Here is an 18,842-nt window from a genome sequence, read left to right as displayed (position 1 = left end):
GCCGCCTGGGGCCTCAACGCGTCTCGAACGTCAGGGTGCCGGTCAGACGCTGGGGGCCCATGGCGCGCATCTCGACAATCAAGGCACCGTCGGGGCCGGGGGCGAAGGCCACGCCTTGCCCGTCGGACGACGACAGATCCATGCGGCTGTCCGATGACGTCCCCGAGACCGCGACCTGCGCGTTCTCAGTCCCCGAGAACACGACGTTTCCGTTGACGCTGGCGCCGTTGACCGCCACTTGCCATTGCCCCTCGAACCGCCCTTGGACGGTGGCGCACCCCAGCGTGCCGCCCCAATTGCTGGCGCTGGACGCATCGGCATCGAGGGTGCAGCGGATGCGCAGGCGTGCGCCGTCAGGGGCTGTCAGGCGCGCATTGGTGCGCCATTCGCCGGACATCCACGCGGGCACATCGGCGTTTGCGGGCGCGGCAAAGGGCAGGGGGGCTGCAAGGGCGATCATCAAGGCAAGAGAGAGACGCATCATATTTCCTTTTGTCTGACCAGGCGGATCAGGGCTGGCAGGAACCATAGTGCCGCGATCAGCGCCATCCATAGGGCAGAAATCACAAAGACGCCAAACTGCGGCATCGAGGCGGTCGCGCTTAGCAAGGTTGCGCCGAACCCAAGGGTCATGATCAGGGTCGAGGCCACCATGGGCGGGCCTGCATGGCCCAGGGCCTCGCCCAGGCGCGTGCCCCGTGGCCCTTTCGAGTGCTTCCAGCGGTTGAGGTAGTGGATCGTGTTGTCCACGGCGATGCCGAAGGCCACGGTCAGGGCAATGGCCGCCGTCATCGTCATGCCGCGCCCGGACAGGAAGAGAACACCTTCGATCGCCATCATCGGAAGCGCGCTGATCGCCGTGGCCAGAAACGCCAGCGCGATGGAACGTTGCGACAGCGCCACGACGAACGAGATCGCCGCCAGGGCGATATAAAAGGACGAGCGCATGGCATCGACGGTTTCTGGCACCACCTCATGGGCCAGCAGGGACTGCCCGGCCAGACGCGCGACATCTTCCAACCCGGCGTCTTCAAGGCCCGATTGCAGGCGTTCCAACTCGGCCCCGAACCGCTCGGGGCCATTGCCCAGGGGGACCAGAACCGGCAGTGCGACGGCCAGCCCGTCATCCGCGCGGAACCTCTCGGGGACCATCGGGGCCTCATCTGTCTCGATGCTGTTGCGTCCGCTTAGCGTGAGGCCTGCGACCGTGGCGATGCGGTCGCCGTCGGTTGCCGACAGGCCCGGTTCACCATCGGTATCGTCGACCACGACGAACAGGCTGGCGCTTCCCAGCCCCTCGTCTTCCATGAAGCTCAGATCATGGCCGAGGGGGCTGTCGTCGCGGATATGTTCGGACAGCGAGAAATCGGGATCGGTGCTGTTGACGCCGGGGATCAGGCCAATCACCACGACCACCGCCACCACGGCCATGGTGCGCGGGTGCAGTAGCCCGCTTTGGGCGGGGCGCATCACGTAGGAAAACCCGGCGGGGTGATTGACCTCGCCGCGGATCAGAAGGCGGCTGAGTAGCGGGAACAGCAGGAAGACCGACGCGAAGCCGCTGAACACCGCCGCGGGGCCCCAGACGGCAAGCCCCCACAGCGCGTCACTTCCGGCGAAGCCGAAGCTCGCCAGCGCCAGCGCCGAGGTCAGGGAAGTCATGAAGGCGGCGGGCATCACGTTGTGCACGGCCTTGTCCAATCCGCCCTCCTCTCGGCTGGCATAGAACAGGTGCAGCGTATCCGCGAAGGCCAGCACCATGACCAACATCGGCAGGGTGGAAAGCCAGGGGTCCAGCGCCTCTCCGGCCCATCCCAACAGGCCCATGAACCACAGCACACCGCAGATCGCGGGGGCGGCGCAGACCAGAACCGCCCGGATCGACCGCAGGATCCACGCGCCCACGAAGATGCAGATCAGTACCGCCACGGGCGTGACCAACGTCTGGTCCCGGATCAGGTTCTCCGAAATCTGCCGCTCCACCTCGGCCTGACCCACGGCGGCGACTGACAAGGGCGCTGCGGTGGCGATCAGATCAGGCAGGGCGCTTGCGATCTCCCCGCGCTCGGCACCGGGCACGGCAATGACGTGCAGAAGCGCCGCGTTCCGCTCGGCGGTGACCAGCGCGCCTGCGGCCGGGCCGGCCTGTGCGAAGGTGTCGAACCGCTGTTCCAGCGGGGCGGTATCATCGGCGAGGATCAGCGGCGTTGTCGTGCCCTCGGCGGGCAAGGAGAACAGGCTGACGACCTCGGCCACGCCATCGGTGAATTGCAGGTCGAGGATCAGGTTTTCCAGCGCCTCGAAGGCCTCGGGGTCCGCCAGATCATCGGCGCGCACCAACAGCGCCTCATCGGCGGCGCCAAGCTGGAAACGGTCCTGGAACGCGGCATAGGCAAGGTATCCCTCGCTGTTGCCCGACAGCGCACTGACGACATCGGCCTCCACATGCAGGTCCCGTGCGCCCCATAACGCCAGCACCGTGATCACCAGCGCCAGCAGACCCTTGACCCAGCGTGCCGTGCTGATCCCTCGTGCCACTGTGATGTCTGTCATTTGGGATCGCCTGTTGTTTCATCTTGGCACCATGGGTGGCGCTCGTTTATCTGCCCATGCATTAACCGTTGACCCAACATAGGGTGCAATGGACAACTGACGCGGTTATCAGACCAATGGACTAATATGACGGATTTGACAAATCGCCTCGCACCTCTTCGCGTCGGGCGCAGCATGGGACTGCTGCAACAGGTTGCAGAGGATGACGCGCTGTCGGGGCGTACCGTGACCGTTTCGGGACGGGAGATGCTGAACTTCGCGTCGTGCAGTTACCTTGGGTTGGAGATGGACGCAGCGCTGATCGACGCCGCCATCGCCGCCACCCGTGCTTTCGGCACACAGTTTTCTGCCTCGCGCGCGTTCATCTCGGCGCCACCCTATGCCGAGGCCGAGGCGCTATTGGCGCAAATGACGGGCCGCCCGACGCTGCTGGTGCCCTCGACCTCGCTGGGACATCAGGCGGCCTTGCCACTGCTGGTGGACACCGATGATCTGGTGCTGATCGATGTTCAGGCCCATGCCAGCCTGCATGTGGCCGCGTCGCTGCTGAAGGCACGGGGCGTGCGGGTCCAGACCGTTGCCCATTCCGCGCCCGACCATGTGGCGCGCAAGGTGCGCGCCTCCGATGCCCCCAGGGTCTGGTTGCTGATCGACGGGATCTATTCGATGATCGGCGATGTCGCACCGTTCGAGGCGCTGGATGCGCTGTTGCACGCCGAGCCGCGCCTGAGCCTCTACGTCGATGACGCCCACGCGACAGGCTGGTGCGGCGCGCGCGGGCAGGGGATGGCGCTGGAGCAATGGCCAGAGCATCCGCGCGTGATTGTGGCGCTGTCGCTCAACAAGAGTTTTGCCTGCGCGGGCGGGGCCTTGGCGCTGGCGAGCGCAGACCAGGCCGAGGCGGTGCGCGCCTTTGGCCCCGCGATGACCTTCTCGGGGCCTGTGCAGCCGCCGATGTTGGGTGCGATCATCGCCTCTGCCAAGGTGCACCTTGGAGCGGACCTGGCCGCGCGCCAGACAGAACTGCGCGCGCGCATCGCGCGGTTCAACGCGGGCGCCAAGCGGCTTGGCCTGCCGCTGGCCTGCGACGCGATCACCCCCATGCGTTATATCCGGATCGGGGACCTGGCCGGCACCGGCGAGGCGGCCATGGCCTTGCAATCAAACGGGTTCTTCGTGGCAAGCGTCGCGCCGCCCGCCGTTTCTACCCGCGATGTCGGACTGCGCATGACCCTGACGTCGCACCATACCGAGACCGATGTCGACGCGCTGCTGGATGCCGTCGCGATGGCCTTGCAGGCGTCCGAGCGCGCGGCAGCCGAGTAGGTGGGCGCGGCCCTGACGCCTGCCGAGGCGATCCTGCATCGCACCGGCCCCAACAACATCACCGTCCTTATCGAGGCCGAGGGCCCGTTTGATCCGGCCCGCGCCTTTCGCGGGGTCCAGATGCTGGCCGAGCGGGCCGAGCGGTTTCGCGCGCCGCTGACACGCGGCGCTTTCGCGGCGTCGTGCCCGGTGGACTGGCCACAGCACGTTTGCCTGATCGAGGATGCCTGCGCCACGGCGGTGCAGGTCATGGACATCGCCCGTCGCTTGGCCCTGCCGCCCAAGCGCCCCTTGTGGCGCGCGGCCCTGGTGAACCCGGACGGACCGGGGTGGTCCGGTGTGGTCCTGCATTTTGATCACGCCATCGCCGACGGCACCCGGATTGCGCGCCACATCGTCACCCATGTCCGGCCGGCGGTGGATCAGACCGCCTCCGTCAGGTCATTGCCGACGCTGTCGATGTCAGAGCTTGCGGCACTGGGCGATGCCCGCCTTTCGCCCGCCCCTATCGGCCTGTGTCGCCTGCCGTTCGCCGCCCTGCGCAAAGCTGTGCCCGGTGCGATCAGCCATGGCGATGCGCTGCTGCGCGTGGCGCGGCGGGCGCTGGACACGCAGCCTGAATTCGCAGCCGTGCCGACCCGTCGCAAGGACCGGGTCAGCGTCGCGAAGATCGCGGCGCTGCAAAGCGGCGGTCGCCTTGGAAATCACGCGTTGATGGAAGAGATCGACCTCTCCAAACCTTCCGTCAAAGGTGAGGTTGCGCTGTTTCGTCCCCGCCACACGCCATTGGTCGAGACCCTGCGCATGGGCGCTGCGCGTCTTGCCCCGTCACCGCTTCTGCGTCGGATCGTGCAGGCCGAGTTCTCTCGCCCCGGGATCGTGCAGACCATCGTGCCCGTGTCACGCAGGCCCCTGCTGATCTTCGGGCTGTCAGCGGGGGCGATCCACCCTGCCGCGCCTGCTTTGGGGCGGCCCCTGATCGCGCTGACGGCCACGCGCTACGGCGATGGGTTCGACGTCAGCGTCACCGCCCATGCCCCCGATGGGGCGGCCGTCGCGGATCTGTCTGAACGTGTGGTGGCGGCAATGCTGCGCGCAGTTCAATAGAAGATCTCGATTGATCTATTTAGGATTGATTGCCAAACTGGCCCCATGATCCATAAGCTAGAGATGTTCATCGCCGTCGCCCGGGAAGGCCACTTTGGCCGGGCCGCCGAAAGCCTTGGTCTGACGCAACCGACCTTATCCACTGGAATCAAGCAGTTGGAAGAGATGCTGGGGGTGCAATTGATCTTCCGGGGCTCGCGCTACGGTGGTCTCACGCCCGAGGGGCAACGGGCGCTGGTTTGGGCGCGGCAACTGGTCAGCGATGCGCGCACCTTCCGGCAAGAGATGCGCACGGCGCGCCATGGTCTTTCCGGTATCGTGCGCCTTGCGGTGATCCCGACGGCGCTGACGTGGGCCGCAGCCCTCAGCGCGCGTTTTACTTCGGCCCACCCGAACGTGCGCCTTACGATCCTCAGCAAGACATCGGTCGAAATCCTCTCCATGCTTGAAAACCTGGAGGCCGACGCGGGCCTGTCGTACCTGGATAACGAGCCCCTCGGCCGCGTCACCACCGAGCCGCTTTACCGTGAACACCTGACCGTCGTGTGCCACCGCGAAAGTGATATCGCCATGCAAGACAAGGTGGAATGGGCCGATCTGGCAGGAGAGCGGCTGTGCCTGCTGACCCCCAACATGCAGAACCGGCGCATCATTAATGAAAATTTCATGGCCGCCGGGGTGGCGCCTGAGGCGCAGGTGGAAAGCAACTCTACCGTCGTTCTGGCAGCTCACGTCGATGCGGGCGATTGGATCACGATCCTGCCCACGGACATGGCGCGCTTTCTGTGTGCTGGAAAGCCGCAACTGGTCATCCGCCCGATCGAGGGCGCGGGGATGGACCACGCTGTCGGCCTGGTGGCGCCGTTCCGAGAGCCCCATACCCCGGTTCTGAGCGCCCTGATCGCCGAGACGAAATCCCTGTCGAAGGCCTATGCCTGAGGTTTGAGTAAAAGAGTCAGGTTTTTCAAGGGCAGGGCGCAGGTATCGCACGACTTCATTATAGGGAAATTCAATCGACCAACGGGATTACGATATTGATTTCCGAATGAAGGCCGTGCACGTAGGGGGCGACCAGCCTGGAGCCCGCCATGTCCCCCACAGCCGCCCCGCTCGACCCCGCCGAGGTCAGCGCGATCATTCAGCAAAACGTGCACCGTGAAGGGCCGCTGCTGCCGATCCTCCATGACATTCAAACTGCCTTCGGGTGCGTCCCCGACGCGGCCCGTGCACCGATTGCCGATGCCCTCAATATTACCGAGGCCGAGCTGCACGGGGTGATTTCCTTCTACCACGATTTCCGCAGCAAGCCCGCGGGCGCGCGCGTCTTGAAAATCTGCCGGGCCGAGGCCTGTCAGGCCATGGGCGCCAACGCGATGTCCGAGAAAGTGCTGACGGCTTTGGGGCTTGGGTGGCATGAGACCACGCCAGATGGCGCAATCACGGTCGAGCCGATCTATTGCCTCGGGCTTTGCGCCTGCGCGCCTGCCGCGATGATCGACGGTCGCGTCAAGGGCCGCGTGACGGCAGAGGCGTTGTTGGCGGAGGTGGCGCCATGAAGGTCTGGGTTCCCCGTGATGCGGCGGCCAAGGCCTTGGGCGCGGATGAAGTTGCAGCCGCCTTCGAGGCGGCGGGCGCGGAGGTCGTGCGCAACGGCTCTCGGGGGATGATCTGGCTGGAGCCGCTGGTCGAGGTAGAGCAGGACGGCGCGCGTGTGGGTTACGGTGCCGCGACGGTGGCGGATGTGGCAGGCATCCTGGAGGGCACTGCCGAAAGCCTTGGTCCCGTTGAACAGATCCCCTTCTTCGCCAAGCAAAACCGGTTAACCTTTCAGCGCTGTGGCGCGATCGATCCGCTGTCTTTGGCGCAGTACGAGGCCCACGGTGGCCTTGTGGGTCTGCGCCGCGCCCTCGCGATGAAGGGCGAAGAGATCATCGATGTGATGAAGTCTAGCGGGTTGCGCGGCCGCGGCGGCGCGGGCTTCCCCACGGGCATCAAATGGGACACGGTGCGTCTGGCGGTGGCAGATCAGAAGTACATCATCTGCAATGCCGACGAGGGCGACAGCGGCACCTTCGCTGATCGGATGATCATGGAGGGCGACCCGTTTTGTCTGATCGAAGGCATGGTGATTGCGGGCCTCGGCGTGGGGGCCACGAAGGGCTACATCTACCTGCGCTCCGAGTACCCGGATGCGATCGAAGTGATGCAGTCGGCGATTGAAATCGCGCGTCAGAACAATGTCTTGGGCGACGTTCTTCATTCATCACATGAATTCGACATCGAAGTCCGCGTCGGCGCGGGGGCTTATGTCTGTGGCGAGGAAACATCGCTACTCAACAGCCTCGAAGGCAAGCGCGGCGTCGTCCGCGCCAAGCCGCCGCTGCCGGCGCTGGAGGGTTTCCTAGGGCGGCCCACGGTGGTCAACAACGTGATCTCGCTGGCGACCGTTCCGGTGATCTTCGAAAAAGGGGCCGAGCATTACGCCAGCTTCGGGCTTGGCCGCTCGAAGGGCACCATGCCGATCCAGATCGCGGGCAACGTGAAGCACGGCGGATTGTTTGAGACGGCCTTCGGGATGCCTCTGGGCGATTTGGTTAATGACATCGCCGGTGGCAGCGCCTCTGGCCGTCCGGTGAAGGCCGTTCAGGTCGGCGGGCCGCTGGGTGCCTACTTCGCGCCGGAGAAATTCGATACGCCCTTCGCTTATGAGCCCTTCGACGGGGCAGGCGGCCTGATCGGCCACGCGGGCGTTGTGGTGTTCGACGACACCGCCGACATGCTTGGCATGGCGCGCTTTGCGATGGAGTTCTGCGCGATCGAGAGTTGCGGGAAATGCACCCCCTGCCGCATCGGCGCGGTGCGCGGGGTTGAGACGCTCGACCGTATCCGCGAGGGCGACGCCACGGCGATCCCGCTGCTGGTCGACCTGTGCGACACGATGAAAGACGGCTCGCTTTGCGCGCTGGGGGGCTTCACGCCCTACCCGGTGATGAGCGCGCTTGAACAATTCCCAGAAGAATTCGCCGTTGCCCGGGAGGCCGCAGAATGAAAGATTTCATCATCCCAAACGACCGCGACTTCGGCACGCCCGCCAAGGTTGGCAAGCCGGTGACGCTGACCGTGGACGGTTTCGAGGTGACGGTGCCGGAAGGCACCTCTGTCATGCGCGCGGCGGCCGAGATTGGCCTGTCGATCCCCAAGCTGTGTGCCACCGATAGCGTGGAGGCTTTCGGGTCCTGCCGCCTGTGTGTGGTCGAGATCGAGGGGCGGCGCGGCACGCCCGCGTCTTGCACCACGCCGGTGGCCGAGGGGATGGCGGTGCGCACCCAATCGTCCAAGGTCAAGAAGATCCGCAAGGGCGTAATGGAGCTTTATATCAGCGACCACCCGCTCGATTGCCTGACTTGTGCCGCCAATGGCGATTGCGAGTTGCAGGATATGGCGGGTGCCGTGGGCCTGCGGGATGTCCGCTACGAGGCGCCGGAAAACGGTAGCCTTATCAACCATTTCGAGGCGCGCGTGGGCGGTGAAGCGAACCCGGAGTGGATCGCCAAGGACGACAGCAATCCGTACTTCACCTATGACCCCTCCAAATGCATCGTCTGCTCGCGCTGTGTGCGGGCCTGCGAAGAAGTGCAGGGCACCTTCGCCCTGACCATTCAGGGCCGCGGTTTCGACAGCCGTGTGTCGGCTGGCGGGCCGCTGGACGATTTCATGGCGTCCGACTGCGTGTCCTGCGGGGCCTGTGTGCAGGCCTGCCCGACGGCGACGTTGCAGGAGAAAAGCGTCATTGAACTGGGCACGCCAGAGCGGTCCGTCATTACCACCTGCGCCTATTGCGGTGTCGGCTGCTCGTTCAAGGCCGAGTTGAACGGCGACGAGTTGGTGCGCATGACACCATATAAGAACGGAGAGGCCAACCGCGGCCATTCCTGTGTCAAGGGACGCTTTGCCTACGGCTACGCCAACCACTCCGACCGCATTCTGAGCCCGATGATCCGCGACAGCATCGATGAGCCGTGGAAAGAGGTCAGCTGGGAGGAGGCGATCGGCTTCGCCGCGGATCGCATGCGGGGCTTGCAAGAGAAGTATGGGCGCAAGTCGATTGGAGTAATCACCTCCTCGCGCTGCACGAACGAGGAAACCTACCTTGTGCAGAAGCTGGCGCGCGGCGTGTTCATGAACAACAACACCGACACCTGCGCGCGGGTCTGTCACTCGCCCACAGGTTACGGCTTGGGCCAGACGTTTGGCACGTCGGCGGGCACGCAGAACTTTGACAGCGTGGAACATGTGGACGTCGCCGTCATCATCGGCGCGAACCCCACGGACGCGCACCCGGTCTTCGGCTCGCGTTTGAAGAAGCGGGTTCGCCAAGGTGCCAAGCTGATCGTCATCGACCCGCGCAAGACGGATGTTGTGCGCTCTGCCCATATCGAGGCGGCCCATCACCTGCCGCTGCGCCCGGGCACAAACGTGGCCGTGGTCACGGCGATGGCCCATGTGATCGTGGACGAGGGGCTGTATGACGAGGCCTTCATCCGCGAGCGCTGCGACTGGAACGAGTTCCAGGAATACGCCGAGTTCGTCCGCGATGTCCGTCACTCGCCCGAGATGACCGAAATGCTGACCGGCGTCCCGGCGGAAGAGCTGCGCAAAGCGGCCCGCCTTTATGCCACCGGCGGCAATGGCGCGATCTATTATGGGCTTGGGGTGACCGAGCACTCCCAGGGGTCCACCACCGTGATGGGCATCGCCAACCTTGCGATGCTGACGGGCAACCTGGGCCGCGAAGGCGTGGGCGTGAACCCGCTGCGGGGCCAGAACAACGTGCAGGGCGCTTGCGATATGGGCAGCTTCCCGCACGAATTGCCCGGCTATCGCCACGTGAAGGGCGACGAGGTCCGCGCCCTGTTCGAGAGCAAATGGGGCGTGGAGATTGACCCAGAGCCCGGCTTGCGCATCCCCAACATGCTGGATGCGGCGGTCCATGGCAGCTTCAAGGGGCTGTACTGTCAGGGCGAGGATATCCTGCAATCGGACCCCGATACCAAGCACGTCAGCGCGGGTCTGGCGGCGATGGAATGCGTGATCGTCCACGACCTGTTCCTGAACGAGACGGCGAACTACGCCCATGTTTTCCTGCCCGGATCGACCTTCCTGGAAAAGGAGGGCACCTTCACCAACGCCGAGCGTCGCATTAACCGCGTGCGCGAGGTGATGAAACCCAAGAACGGCTATGCCGATTGGGAGGTCACGCAGCTTTTGGCCAAAGCCATGGGGGCCGATTGGCACTATACTCACCCGTCTCAGATCATGGATGAGATCGCCGAGACGACGCCCGGTTTCGCCAACGTCAACTACGCCATGCTGGAAGAGCGTGGATCGGTGCAATGGCCCTGCAATGACGCAGCGCCTGATGGCTCGCCCATCATGCACGTCGACGGGTTCGTGCGCGGCAAGGGGCGGTTCATCGTGACGGAATATATCCCGACCGATGAACGCACCGGGCCCCGCTTCCCGCTGCTGCTGACCACGGGGCGTATCCTGTCCCAGTATAACGTTGGCGCGCAGACACGGCGCACGGAAAACACCGTGTGGCACGGGGAGGATGTGTTGGAAATCCACCCCCACGACGCCGAAGTGCGGGGCGTGAAAGAGGGGGATTGGGTCAAGCTGGCGTCCCGCGCCGGGGAAACCTCTCTGCGGGCGACGCTGACGGATAAGGTGGTGCCGGGCGTTGTCTACACCACCTTCCACCACCCCGACACACAGGCCAATGTCATCACCACCGATCATTCCGATTGGGCCACGAACTGTCCGGAATACAAGGTGACGGCGGTGCAAGTCGGCCTGTCCAACGGCCCGTCCGAATGGCAGCGCGACTACAACGCCCTGGCCCAGAAGTCGCGCCGTATCGCGACGGCGGCAGAGTGAAGGCCAGCCGCTCCATATCGGCACTGGCCTTGGGACCGGAGGGCGCGCGCGACGTCGCACGCTCTCTGCCCGATGAAGTGCCGGTGGCCGTGACGGTCAACGGATCGACCCAGGCCGTGATGATGTGCACGCCCGCGGACCTGGAAGACTTCGCCGTGGGCTTCGCCTTCACGGAAGGCTTCGCGCGGCCGGACGAGATCGAACAGCTGGACATCGTCGAGATGGAAGCCGGGATCGAGGCGCGATTGTGGGTGCCTGACGCCATCGCCGAGGCCCTTGGCGCCCGGCGCCGCGCGATGATGGGGCCGGTGGGATGCGGGCTTTGCGGGATCGACTCGCTTGAACAAGCCCTGCGCGATTTGCCTGTTCTGCCGGACGGCGGCGTCCTTGGATATGCCGAGGCCGCGCATGCGCCCGACGCGCTGCGACAGCACCAACCGCTGCATGATCTGACCCATGCGGTTCACGCGGCTGGCTTCTTGCAGCCGGGCAAAGGGATCATCGCCGCCCGCGAGGATGTCGGGCGTCACAACGCCCTCGATAAGCTGATCGGCGCGCTTCTGTGTGACGGGGTTGATCCGCAGGGGGGCGCGGTTGTGCTGACATCCCGGGTGTCGCTGGAGATGGTTCAGAAGACTGTGCTTCTTGGCTGCCCGATCCTTGTCGCCGTCTCGGCCCCGACCGCCCACGCGGTGCGGGTGGCCGAAGCGGCCAACCTGACCATTGCCGCGTTTGCCAGGACCCTTGGGGACGGCGGGCGGCTGGAAACCTTCACCCATCCGCAACGGATCGACCGGAGCCAGATAGATGCCGCATGACAAACTGATCCGCATGGCCAACCAGATCGCCAGCTTCTTCGCCACCCAACCCGGCGCCGATCAGGCCGAGCGTGTGGCGGCGCATTTGAACGATTTCTGGGGTCCCGAGATGCGGGCTGAACTGAAGGCCCACGCTTCAGAGGATGACACGGATCTTGCGCCTTTGGTGCGCGATGCCCTCGCCTATATCTGAGGGGCGCCCCCGGCTGGGACTCGGTGCGCTCCCGTGTTCAAGGAGCGCCTGACGGCGCCCCTTCTCACTTTGGGCGTGGCGCCGCGCGGCCTGCGTCCGCGCGGCGCGGGCGGTTGCGCCCGGTTTGCAGCGTTTGGGCGGGGTGGCAGGCGCGGCTTGAGTTTTTTTGGCAAGATGAAAGGGAGCCCCGCTTCTGGGGCTGCGCGTATGGGGTTGAGCGTGGATCACAAGGCGCGGTAGTCTTGTTTCAACATTTGGTCTTCAGTTTCAAATAGTAGAACCCAACGCATGTCCGACACCAAGGCGAACCGCCGTTACCGTTCCCAGGAATGGTTCGACAACCCCAACAATCCGGGCATGACGGCGCTGTACCTGGAACGGTATCAGAACCAGGCCTTCACGCGGGGGGAACTTCAGGCCGACAAGCCCATCATCGGCATCGCGCAGACCGGCAGCGATCTGGTGCCCTGCAACAAAATCCACGTCTTCCTGATGGACCGGATCAAGGCGGGCATACGGGACGGAGGGGGCATTCCGCTAGAGTTCCCGGTCCATCCGATCCAGGAGACCGGCAAGCGCCCCACGGCAGCCCTAGACCGCAACCTGCAATATCTGTCACTGGTTGAGGTGCTGCACGGCTATCCGATCGACGGCGTCGTTCTGACGACGGGCTGTGACAAGACCACGCCCGCGATGCTGATGGGGGCCGCTACGGTGGATCTTCCGGCGATTGCGCTCAACGGCGGGCCGATGCTCGATGGTTGGCACAAGGGCAAGCGCGCAGGTTCTGGCACCGCGATCTGGGAGGGGCGGCGGCTGCTGGCGACCGGAGAGATCGACTATGAGGAGTTCATGCAGATGGCCTGCGCGTCCTCACCGTCGCTGGGGCACTGCAACACGATGGGCACGGCCTCGACGATGAACGCGCTGGCCGAGGCGTTGGGCATGACCTTGCCGGGCGCCGCCGCGATCCCCGCGCCGTTCCGTGAGCGGATGGAGATGGCCTATCTGACCGGTCGTCGCGCGGTGGAGATGGTGGAGGAGGATTTGAAACCCTCCGACATCCTGACGCGCGCGGCCTTCGAGAACGCGATCAAGGTGAACACGGCCATCGGCGGGTCGACCAACGCGCCGCCGCATTTGCAGGCGCTCGCGCGCCATGCGGGCGTGGCCCTGCATGTGACGGATTGGGAGACGGTGGGCCACGCGCTGCCGCTGTTGGTCAACATGCAGCCTGCGGGCGAATATCTGGGCGAGAGCTTCTTCCGGGCGGGCGGCGTGCCCGCGGTGATGGGAGAGCTGTTTGCCGCAGGCCTGCTGGATGGCAGCGTGATGACCGCCTCGGGCAAGCCGCTGAGCGATGCGCTGGAGGGCGCGCGCAGCCGGGACGAGGACGTGATCCGCCCGGTCGCCCGTCCGATGCGCGAGAACGCCGGTTTCGCGGTGCTGTCGGGCAACCTGTTCGACAGCGCGCTGATGAAGACCTCGGTGATTTCCGAGGACTTCCGCAGAAGGTTCCTGAAGGACAACCAATACGAGGGCAGGGCGGTCGTCTTCGAAGGGCCCGAGGATTACCACGAGCGCGTCAACGATCCAGATCTTGCGGTGGGCGAGGACAGTATCCTGTTCATCCGTGGTGTGGGCTGCGTGGGCTACCCCGGCTCGGCGGAAGTGGTGAACATGCAGCCGCCCGACGCGCTGATCCGGGACGGGATCAAGCACTTGCCGACGGTGGGCGATGGGCGGCAATCGGGCACCTCGGAAAGCCCGTCGATCCTGAATGCCTCGCCCGAGGCCGTTGTGGGCGGCGGGCTGGCGTACCTGAAAACCGGGGACCGGGTGAAGCTGGACCTCAATGAAGGCACGCTGAACGCGCTGGTGCCCGAGGCGGAATGGGAGGCCCGCAAAGCCGCCTGGATCGCGCCGGAATTGCACCACCAGACGCCGTGGCAAGAGATGTACCGCCGCCACGTGGGTCAGCTGGCCGATGGGGGCTGTCTTGAGCTGGCGACGGCCTACCAGCGCATTGCCAAGGACCTGCCACGGGACAATCACTGAACGGGGCTTGCTTCGGTGGGGTTGCCCGTGAAAGGGGCGCGCGAAACAACGAAAAACCCTCCTGCTCAAGCTTGAGCAGGAGGGTCAAGATATTGAAAGTAAACGATTATAGGATTTTCGTTTACCTTTTATTCACCTCTGATCACGCGCGGCGACGCAGGCGCATCGCGCCAAGGCCGCCAAGCGCGCCAAGCAGAAGCACGGCACCAGCGGGCAGGGGCACCGGGCTAATCGAGCCACCGCCCGGAATGACCGCAGAGACACCTGGCACGGTGCTGTAGCCCGCCTGGCCGATCACGATGGAGCCATGGGACACCTGAAGGAAGCCGAAGAACACCTGGCTGTCGCCAATGAAGCCCGTCGGCAGAAACCCATCGATTTGCTGATATTGGCTTTCGCCGATCTCGATCCGGAACCCGAAGTTGGCTGTATCGCCGACTTCTGGAAGCAGGTTGGGGAAGCTGGCGGAGGTAGAGCCGAACAGGGCGTCGAAACGATTGGTGGAGAAATCCGCCTCGGCGATGGTGTCGCCTGCGCCATAGAGACGATCGGAAATCAGCACTTCCTGGTAAGGGGCGACGAACTGAAAGGGGGCATCGTCAAGATCGCGGGGGGTGTCGTTCGGCGTCGGTTCGACCGGTACGGGCGTAACGGGGGGGCCATCGACGAAGCGGAACTCATCCGAGAGGGCCTGAACAAAGGCGCGGCCAAAGGAGAAGCGCCCGTCGCTGATGCCAAGCAGGATGTCGCTGTAGCCGTCCTGATTGAGGTCCAGGCTGACGTAATTGTCACGGCCCGGCTGCGAGATCGTGTCATCGCCCTGGGCGAGTGGATCGAAGGTGACGGTGTTGGCCGACGCAACCGACGCGACCGATGCGACCGACGCGCTGAGCGCGACGGCGCCAGCGGCCAAAAGAAATTTGAAGTTTAGTGCCATTGTGTCCCAAAACCCTGTTTTTATTTGAAATTAATCAAGCATATGCGCATTTGGACAGGGGCGTCAAAGGGATGCGATGCGGAAACGGGTTGTTCGTGGAATAGACATAATCGACGCCTGAACACCGCGCGCGATCACAGCCGCGCCAAGGCACTTTCCAGATCACCGTAGCCGGTGAAACGCCGCTCGAACGCCAGGCCCAAACGGTCCGCATACCCCTTTGCCAGTTCGGTCAACGCAGGATCATCGACCTGGGCCTGGTAGACCAGCGTCGTGTAATTGCCGAAATACGTGTCACGCAGTTCGGGAAAGCGGTCGAGGCCGAGGGGTTTCGTGACGAAGGCGTCGAATTGCTTCACGAGGAAGTCCGTCAGGTAGAAGCACGTCATCTCGCCGCGCGCCTCGAAGGCCTGATTCCCTTCAAAAAACGAATAGCAGTGGGGGCCTTCCAGCATCTGGACGCCCAGATCGGCACAGCGCGCCTGTAACAATCCGCCGGTTCCGCAATCGGCGTAGAGCACGAAAACGTCGTCATAATCGGCGCGCCGCGCGCGCACAGCGGCCTCTACCGCGTCGGGTATCGCGTCTGGCGTGTTGTGCAATATCGCAGGCAGGCAATGAAGATCCAAATGATCCCAAGTGTTTAGCCGCTTGAGCGCCAAAACCTCATGGGCCAGCGCCCCGCAGGCCAGCAGCAGAATACGACCGGAATTTTGTGCATCCATGCCAAGCTTAACCAGATCATTGTCATCTATGTGCATTGAAACACCTTTCACACCGCCGTGCGCTCACGCAGCCGTGGCTTGAGCGGAGGTCTTAGCCCGTTGAGGGTCGCCCCACAGAACAACACCACACAACCTTATAACCGACACCATAGACAAGGGACCCGACCCGATGACCGCTACAACCACAAACGCAAACCCCGCCACCGCCTTGCCGGAAATCACCCTCAACACCGTTGCACTGATCGTGTTATCGGGCGCGGTGGGCACATTGGCCTTCGATCTTTGGGGCAAGGCGATTGCGCCGCTTCTGGGCCTGGGAGGCCTTGCACCCGTAGGCCTTGCCCGCGGTTTCCTGGGCGCATTGGGGCTGCCGAATTCCGCCGCCTGGGGCAACTTCATGCACCTGTTTCTGGTCGGCGTGATCGCCTATCCGGTGGGCTGGCTGTTCATCGCCCGGCCGATCATGGCGCGTGTCGTGCCCGGCCTGCATTGGAGCGTCGCCGCCGCCCTTTACGGCGTGGCGCTTTGGGTCTTTGCCATTGGTTTCATTGCCTGGATCGCCGGCAATCCTGCGTTCCTTGGCTTTGCCCGGATCACCTGGGTCGCGCTTGCGGGCCACGTTATCTATGCCGTCGCCGCCGCCGGAACGGTGCACTACCTGACGCGGCCCCGCGTCTGACAGAAGGGTGGGTCGCCCCTCAGGACGGCCCGCCCTTGCCCTTGAACACGACCGAATAGACAACCAGCGCCAAGGCGCCTGCCAGTGCCAGCGGCACGACCATGGCGAAGGCGCCATTGCCCCACGCCAGGATCAGCCAGATCGTAAGCGCCGAGGCGACAATGGCGAAAGCCACGGCGCCAAGGATGATTTTCGCCTGGATGGAGATCATGTTTCAGCCCTTTTTTGGTGTTTTCCCAACGGCATATGGGGCGGCCGTGGCGCGCGCCCATGGGCCAATTCAGCGCACCCGAAAGAGCCGGGGCCCCAACACCGCCAAGGCGATGCCGCCCAGGATGATGGCGCCGGAGAACGCCTCCCACGGGCCGACGGTCTCGCCCAGGACGGCCCAGGCGGTCAGCAGGCCGACGATGGGAATGCCAAGCGCGAAGGGGGTGACCAGCGCCGCCGGGTGGCGCGACAACAGCCCGCCCCAGATCGAATAGCCGATGATGGTCGAAAGGATCGCCACGTAAAAGACGCCCGCCCAGCCGCTGGGACCCATGGCGGCGATGGTGGCGAAGGGGGCGGGGCCCTCTACCGCCAGGGACAGGCCCAACATCGGCAGGGGCGGGATCAGGCTGGCCCAGATGAAAAGCGCGGCCATATTGACGCCCGGCAGGCGGCGGAAGACGAGGTTGCCGCAGGCCCAACAGAGCGCGCCGCAAAGCACCAACCCCAGGCCGATCAGGGTGATGTTGCCGCCCCCTGCGACGCCGAAGCCCGCCACGCCAAGGCAGGCCAGCGCCACGCCCAGGATTTGTGGCCAGCTGACCCGTTCGCCAAAGAAGATGGCCGCCAGAAGGATCGTCAGCGGCGCCTGGCTTTGCAGGATCAGCGAGGCCAATCCCGCCGTCACATCCGCCCGCATGGCCGAGAAGAGGAACCCGAACTGGCCCATGTTGACCAGCAGCCCGATCGCCACGATTGCCCGCCACGAGGCGGGGCGCGGGAAGAAGACGATCAGGGGCACAAGGATTGCAAAGCGCAGCCCGACGAACAGGAAGGGCGGCAGCTCGTCCAGCACCAGCTTCATCGCGGTAAAGTTAGACCCCCACGCCACGATGACGAGAAGAACCAGCGCAAGGTCGCGAGGGGGCATCATGGAACGGGGGTCTGACATGGGGCTACTAGGCCCGCAGGTCCGGGCGGGCGCAACCGCTAAAGCGTGTCCGAAAACATCGCCAGACGGGTGCCGTCTTTGCGCCATTCGAGGCTGGCATAGAACCCCTCGGCCATGTCCGTGGGGTCGGCAATCACCCAGATCTCATGGCACGAGAGGGTGCGCGCGTGATCGCAAAGGGCGGTGATCAGGCGGGTGGCAATGCCGCGACGGCGCCAGGGTTCGGCCACGCTTAATTCGTTGATCCACATATCCGGGGCCTTGTCGGGGTGGTGATGATGCATCCCGGAACACATGCCGCAGATGAGGCCGTCGTCCAGGGCGATGAAGATGTGCTGCTTCTGGTCGGCGAGAAAACTGTCCAACATCGCCGGGATGATCGGGCCGTCGAAAACGTCTTCATGGACGTTGCCGAAGAGGGAGACGTGTCGCGGTGTTGCAAGGATGACGTCGATCATGGGCGTGTCCGGACATGAAAAGGCCTGCGCTGGGGATGTCCCGGCGCAGGCCTGTCATAGCACACGTTTCGGATCAGGCGGAGGCGCTCATCTGGTTGTGCTTGCGCGCCACCCATTCCTTGGCCGTTTCCACCGCTACAGCGGCGTCGCGGCAGTAGGCGTCCGCGCCAATGGCCTTGCCGAATTCATCATTCAGGGGCGCGCCGCCGACCAGCACGATGTAGTCGTCCCGGATGCCCTGTTCGACCATCGTGTCGATCACGACCTTCATGTAGGGCATTGTCGTCGTCAGCAGGGCGGACATGCCAAGGATATCGGGCTTCTCGGTCTCCAGCGCCTCCAGATAGCCCTCCACGGCGTTGTTGATGCCAAGGTCCACCACCTCGAAGCCTGCCCCTTCCATCATCATCCCCACAAGGTTCTTGCCGATGTCGTGGATGTCGCCCTTGACGGTGCCGATCACCATCTTGCCGACGCGCGGCGCGCCCGTTTCGATCAACAGGGGCTTCAGGATCGCCATGCCGCCCTTCATGGCGTTGGCCGCCATCAGAACCTCGGGCACGAAAAGGATCCCATCGCGGAAGTCGTTGCCGACGATGGTCATGCCGCCCACGAGCGCCTCGGTCAGGACGCGGTAGGGTTCCCACTTGCGTTCCAGCAAGATGTTCACGCCTTCCTCGATTTCTTCTTTGAGGCCGTCATACAGATCGTCGAACATCTGAGCGACGAGGTCTTCGTCGTTCAGCTCGGACAGGATGATGTCGTCTTCTTGGTCAGACATGGTGGGCTTCCCTGCTAACCGGCGGACGTGCCGGTTTTTTTCACTATCTAAGGTTTTCAGTCTTGGCTTGACGGCTGTTTGCGACATGGAGCGAGGGCTGCGCGACGT

General features: G+C 64.4%; 18 protein-coding genes. 10 read left to right on the top strand and 8 right to left on the bottom strand.

The features are described 5' to 3' along the window. Nucleotides 1-13: 13 nt before the first annotated feature. Both KUL25_RS06675 and KUL25_RS06670 read right to left on the bottom strand, forming a co-directional pair. On the bottom strand, nt 14-481 hold the full coding sequence (locus KUL25_RS06675; RefSeq protein WP_257892228.1) for a hypothetical protein: 468 nt from the start codon (nt 479-481) through the stop codon (nt 14-16). Next, nucleotides 481-2,553 (bottom strand): efflux RND transporter permease subunit, encoded by a 2,073-nt coding sequence (locus tag KUL25_RS06670; RefSeq protein ID WP_257892227.1) that lies wholly within the window; start codon nt 2,551-2,553, stop codon nt 481-483. Before KUL25_RS06670 ends, KUL25_RS06675 begins: the two co-directional genes overlap by 1 nt. A 126-nt stretch (nt 2,554-2,679) precedes the next feature. On the opposite strand from KUL25_RS06670, the gene KUL25_RS06665 reads away from it, so the two are divergent. The 9 genes from KUL25_RS06665 to KUL25_RS06625 all read left to right on the top strand — a co-directional run bounded on the left by KUL25_RS06665 (nt 2,680) and on the right by KUL25_RS06625 (nt 13,992). Continuing rightward, nucleotides 2,680-3,879 (top strand): aminotransferase class I/II-fold pyridoxal phosphate-dependent enzyme, encoded by a 1,200-nt coding sequence (locus KUL25_RS06665; RefSeq protein ID WP_257892226.1) that lies wholly within the window; start codon nt 2,680-2,682, stop codon nt 3,877-3,879. Further along, nucleotides 3,880-4,986, top strand: a complete 1,107-nt coding sequence (locus KUL25_RS06660; RefSeq protein WP_257892225.1) for a WS/DGAT/MGAT family O-acyltransferase — start codon at nt 3,880-3,882, stop codon at nt 4,984-4,986. It begins immediately after the preceding gene. A gap of 45 nt (nt 4,987-5,031) precedes the next feature. Beyond that, nucleotides 5,032-5,925, top strand: coding sequence for a LysR family transcriptional regulator (locus KUL25_RS06655; RefSeq protein ID WP_257892224.1), 894 nt, complete (start codon nt 5,032-5,034; stop codon nt 5,923-5,925). 149 nt (nt 5,926-6,074) lie between these two features. Next, on the top strand, nt 6,075-6,542 hold the full coding sequence (locus KUL25_RS06650) for a formate dehydrogenase subunit gamma (RefSeq protein WP_257892223.1): 468 nt from the start codon (nt 6,075-6,077) through the stop codon (nt 6,540-6,542). After that, nucleotides 6,539-8,035 carry an NADH-ubiquinone oxidoreductase-F iron-sulfur binding region domain-containing protein gene (locus KUL25_RS06645; protein ID WP_257892222.1) on the top strand — a complete coding sequence of 499 codons (1,497 nt, stop codon included), beginning with the start codon at nt 6,539-6,541 and terminating at the stop codon, nt 8,033-8,035. The genes KUL25_RS06650 and KUL25_RS06645 overlap by 4 nt, the downstream gene beginning before the upstream one ends. Continuing rightward, the gene (gene fdhF / locus KUL25_RS06640) at nt 8,032-10,923 is read left to right on the top strand and encodes a formate dehydrogenase subunit alpha (RefSeq protein ID WP_257892221.1); all 2,892 of its coding nucleotides are present in this window, start codon (nt 8,032-8,034) and stop codon (nt 10,921-10,923) included. Before KUL25_RS06645 ends, fdhF begins: the two co-directional genes overlap by 4 nt. Further along, nucleotides 10,920-11,741, top strand: coding sequence for a formate dehydrogenase accessory sulfurtransferase FdhD (gene fdhD / locus KUL25_RS06635; protein WP_257892220.1), 822 nt, complete (start codon nt 10,920-10,922; stop codon nt 11,739-11,741). Before fdhF ends, fdhD begins: the two co-directional genes overlap by 4 nt. Continuing rightward, nucleotides 11,731-11,934, top strand: a complete 204-nt coding sequence (locus KUL25_RS06630) for a formate dehydrogenase subunit delta (protein WP_257892219.1) — start codon at nt 11,731-11,733, stop codon at nt 11,932-11,934. The genes fdhD and KUL25_RS06630 overlap by 11 nt, the downstream gene beginning before the upstream one ends. Nucleotides 11,935-12,222: 288 nt before the next feature. After that, nucleotides 12,223-13,992 carry an IlvD/Edd family dehydratase gene (locus KUL25_RS06625; protein ID WP_257892218.1) on the top strand — a complete coding sequence of 590 codons (1,770 nt, stop codon included), beginning with the start codon at nt 12,223-12,225 and terminating at the stop codon, nt 13,990-13,992. A 142-nt stretch (nt 13,993-14,134) separates the two neighbouring features. On the opposite strand, the gene KUL25_RS06620 is transcribed toward KUL25_RS06625, so the two are convergent. Further along, nucleotides 14,135-14,929, bottom strand: coding sequence for a VPLPA-CTERM sorting domain-containing protein (locus KUL25_RS06620; RefSeq protein WP_257892217.1), 795 nt, complete (start codon nt 14,927-14,929; stop codon nt 14,135-14,137). A gap of 134 nt (nt 14,930-15,063) precedes the next feature. Next, nucleotides 15,064-15,690, bottom strand: coding sequence for a DUF1638 domain-containing protein (locus tag KUL25_RS06615; RefSeq protein ID WP_257892216.1), 627 nt, complete (start codon nt 15,688-15,690; stop codon nt 15,064-15,066). A gap of 133 nt (nt 15,691-15,823) precedes the next feature. Here KUL25_RS06615 and KUL25_RS06610 point away from each other — a divergent pair, with 133 nt between their 5' ends. Next, the gene (locus tag KUL25_RS06610; RefSeq protein ID WP_257892215.1) at nt 15,824-16,333 is read left to right on the top strand and encodes a hypothetical protein; all 510 of its coding nucleotides are present in this window, start codon (nt 15,824-15,826) and stop codon (nt 16,331-16,333) included. A gap of 19 nt (nt 16,334-16,352) precedes the next feature. Here the strand turns inward: KUL25_RS06610 and KUL25_RS06605 are convergent, their stop codons facing one another. The 4 genes from KUL25_RS06605 to KUL25_RS06590 all read right to left on the bottom strand — a co-directional run bounded on the left by KUL25_RS06605 (nt 16,353) and on the right by KUL25_RS06590 (nt 18,734). Continuing rightward, on the bottom strand, nt 16,353-16,544 hold the full coding sequence (locus KUL25_RS06605; protein WP_257892214.1) for a hypothetical protein: 192 nt from the start codon (nt 16,542-16,544) through the stop codon (nt 16,353-16,355). Between the two features lie 69 nt (nt 16,545-16,613). Next, nucleotides 16,614-17,495, bottom strand: coding sequence for an EamA family transporter (locus KUL25_RS06600; RefSeq protein ID WP_257892213.1), 882 nt, complete (start codon nt 17,493-17,495; stop codon nt 16,614-16,616). A gap of 38 nt (nt 17,496-17,533) precedes the next feature. Continuing rightward, a complete protein-coding gene (locus KUL25_RS06595) occupies nt 17,534-17,953 on the bottom strand; it encodes a GNAT family N-acetyltransferase (protein ID WP_257892212.1) in 420 nt (139 codons plus the stop codon). Nucleotides 17,954-18,026: 73 nt separating this feature from the next. After that, a complete protein-coding gene (locus KUL25_RS06590; protein WP_068358020.1) occupies nt 18,027-18,734 on the bottom strand; it encodes a corrinoid protein in 708 nt (235 codons plus the stop codon). Between the last annotated feature and the right edge of the window lie 108 nt (nt 18,735-18,842).

Source organism: Gymnodinialimonas phycosphaerae (assembly GCF_019195455.1).
Classification (GTDB): domain Bacteria; phylum Pseudomonadota; class Alphaproteobacteria; order Rhodobacterales; family Rhodobacteraceae; genus Gymnodinialimonas; species Gymnodinialimonas phycosphaerae.
Note: the sequence above shows the minus strand (reverse complement) of the source record. Positions and strands in the feature narration are given on the sequence as shown.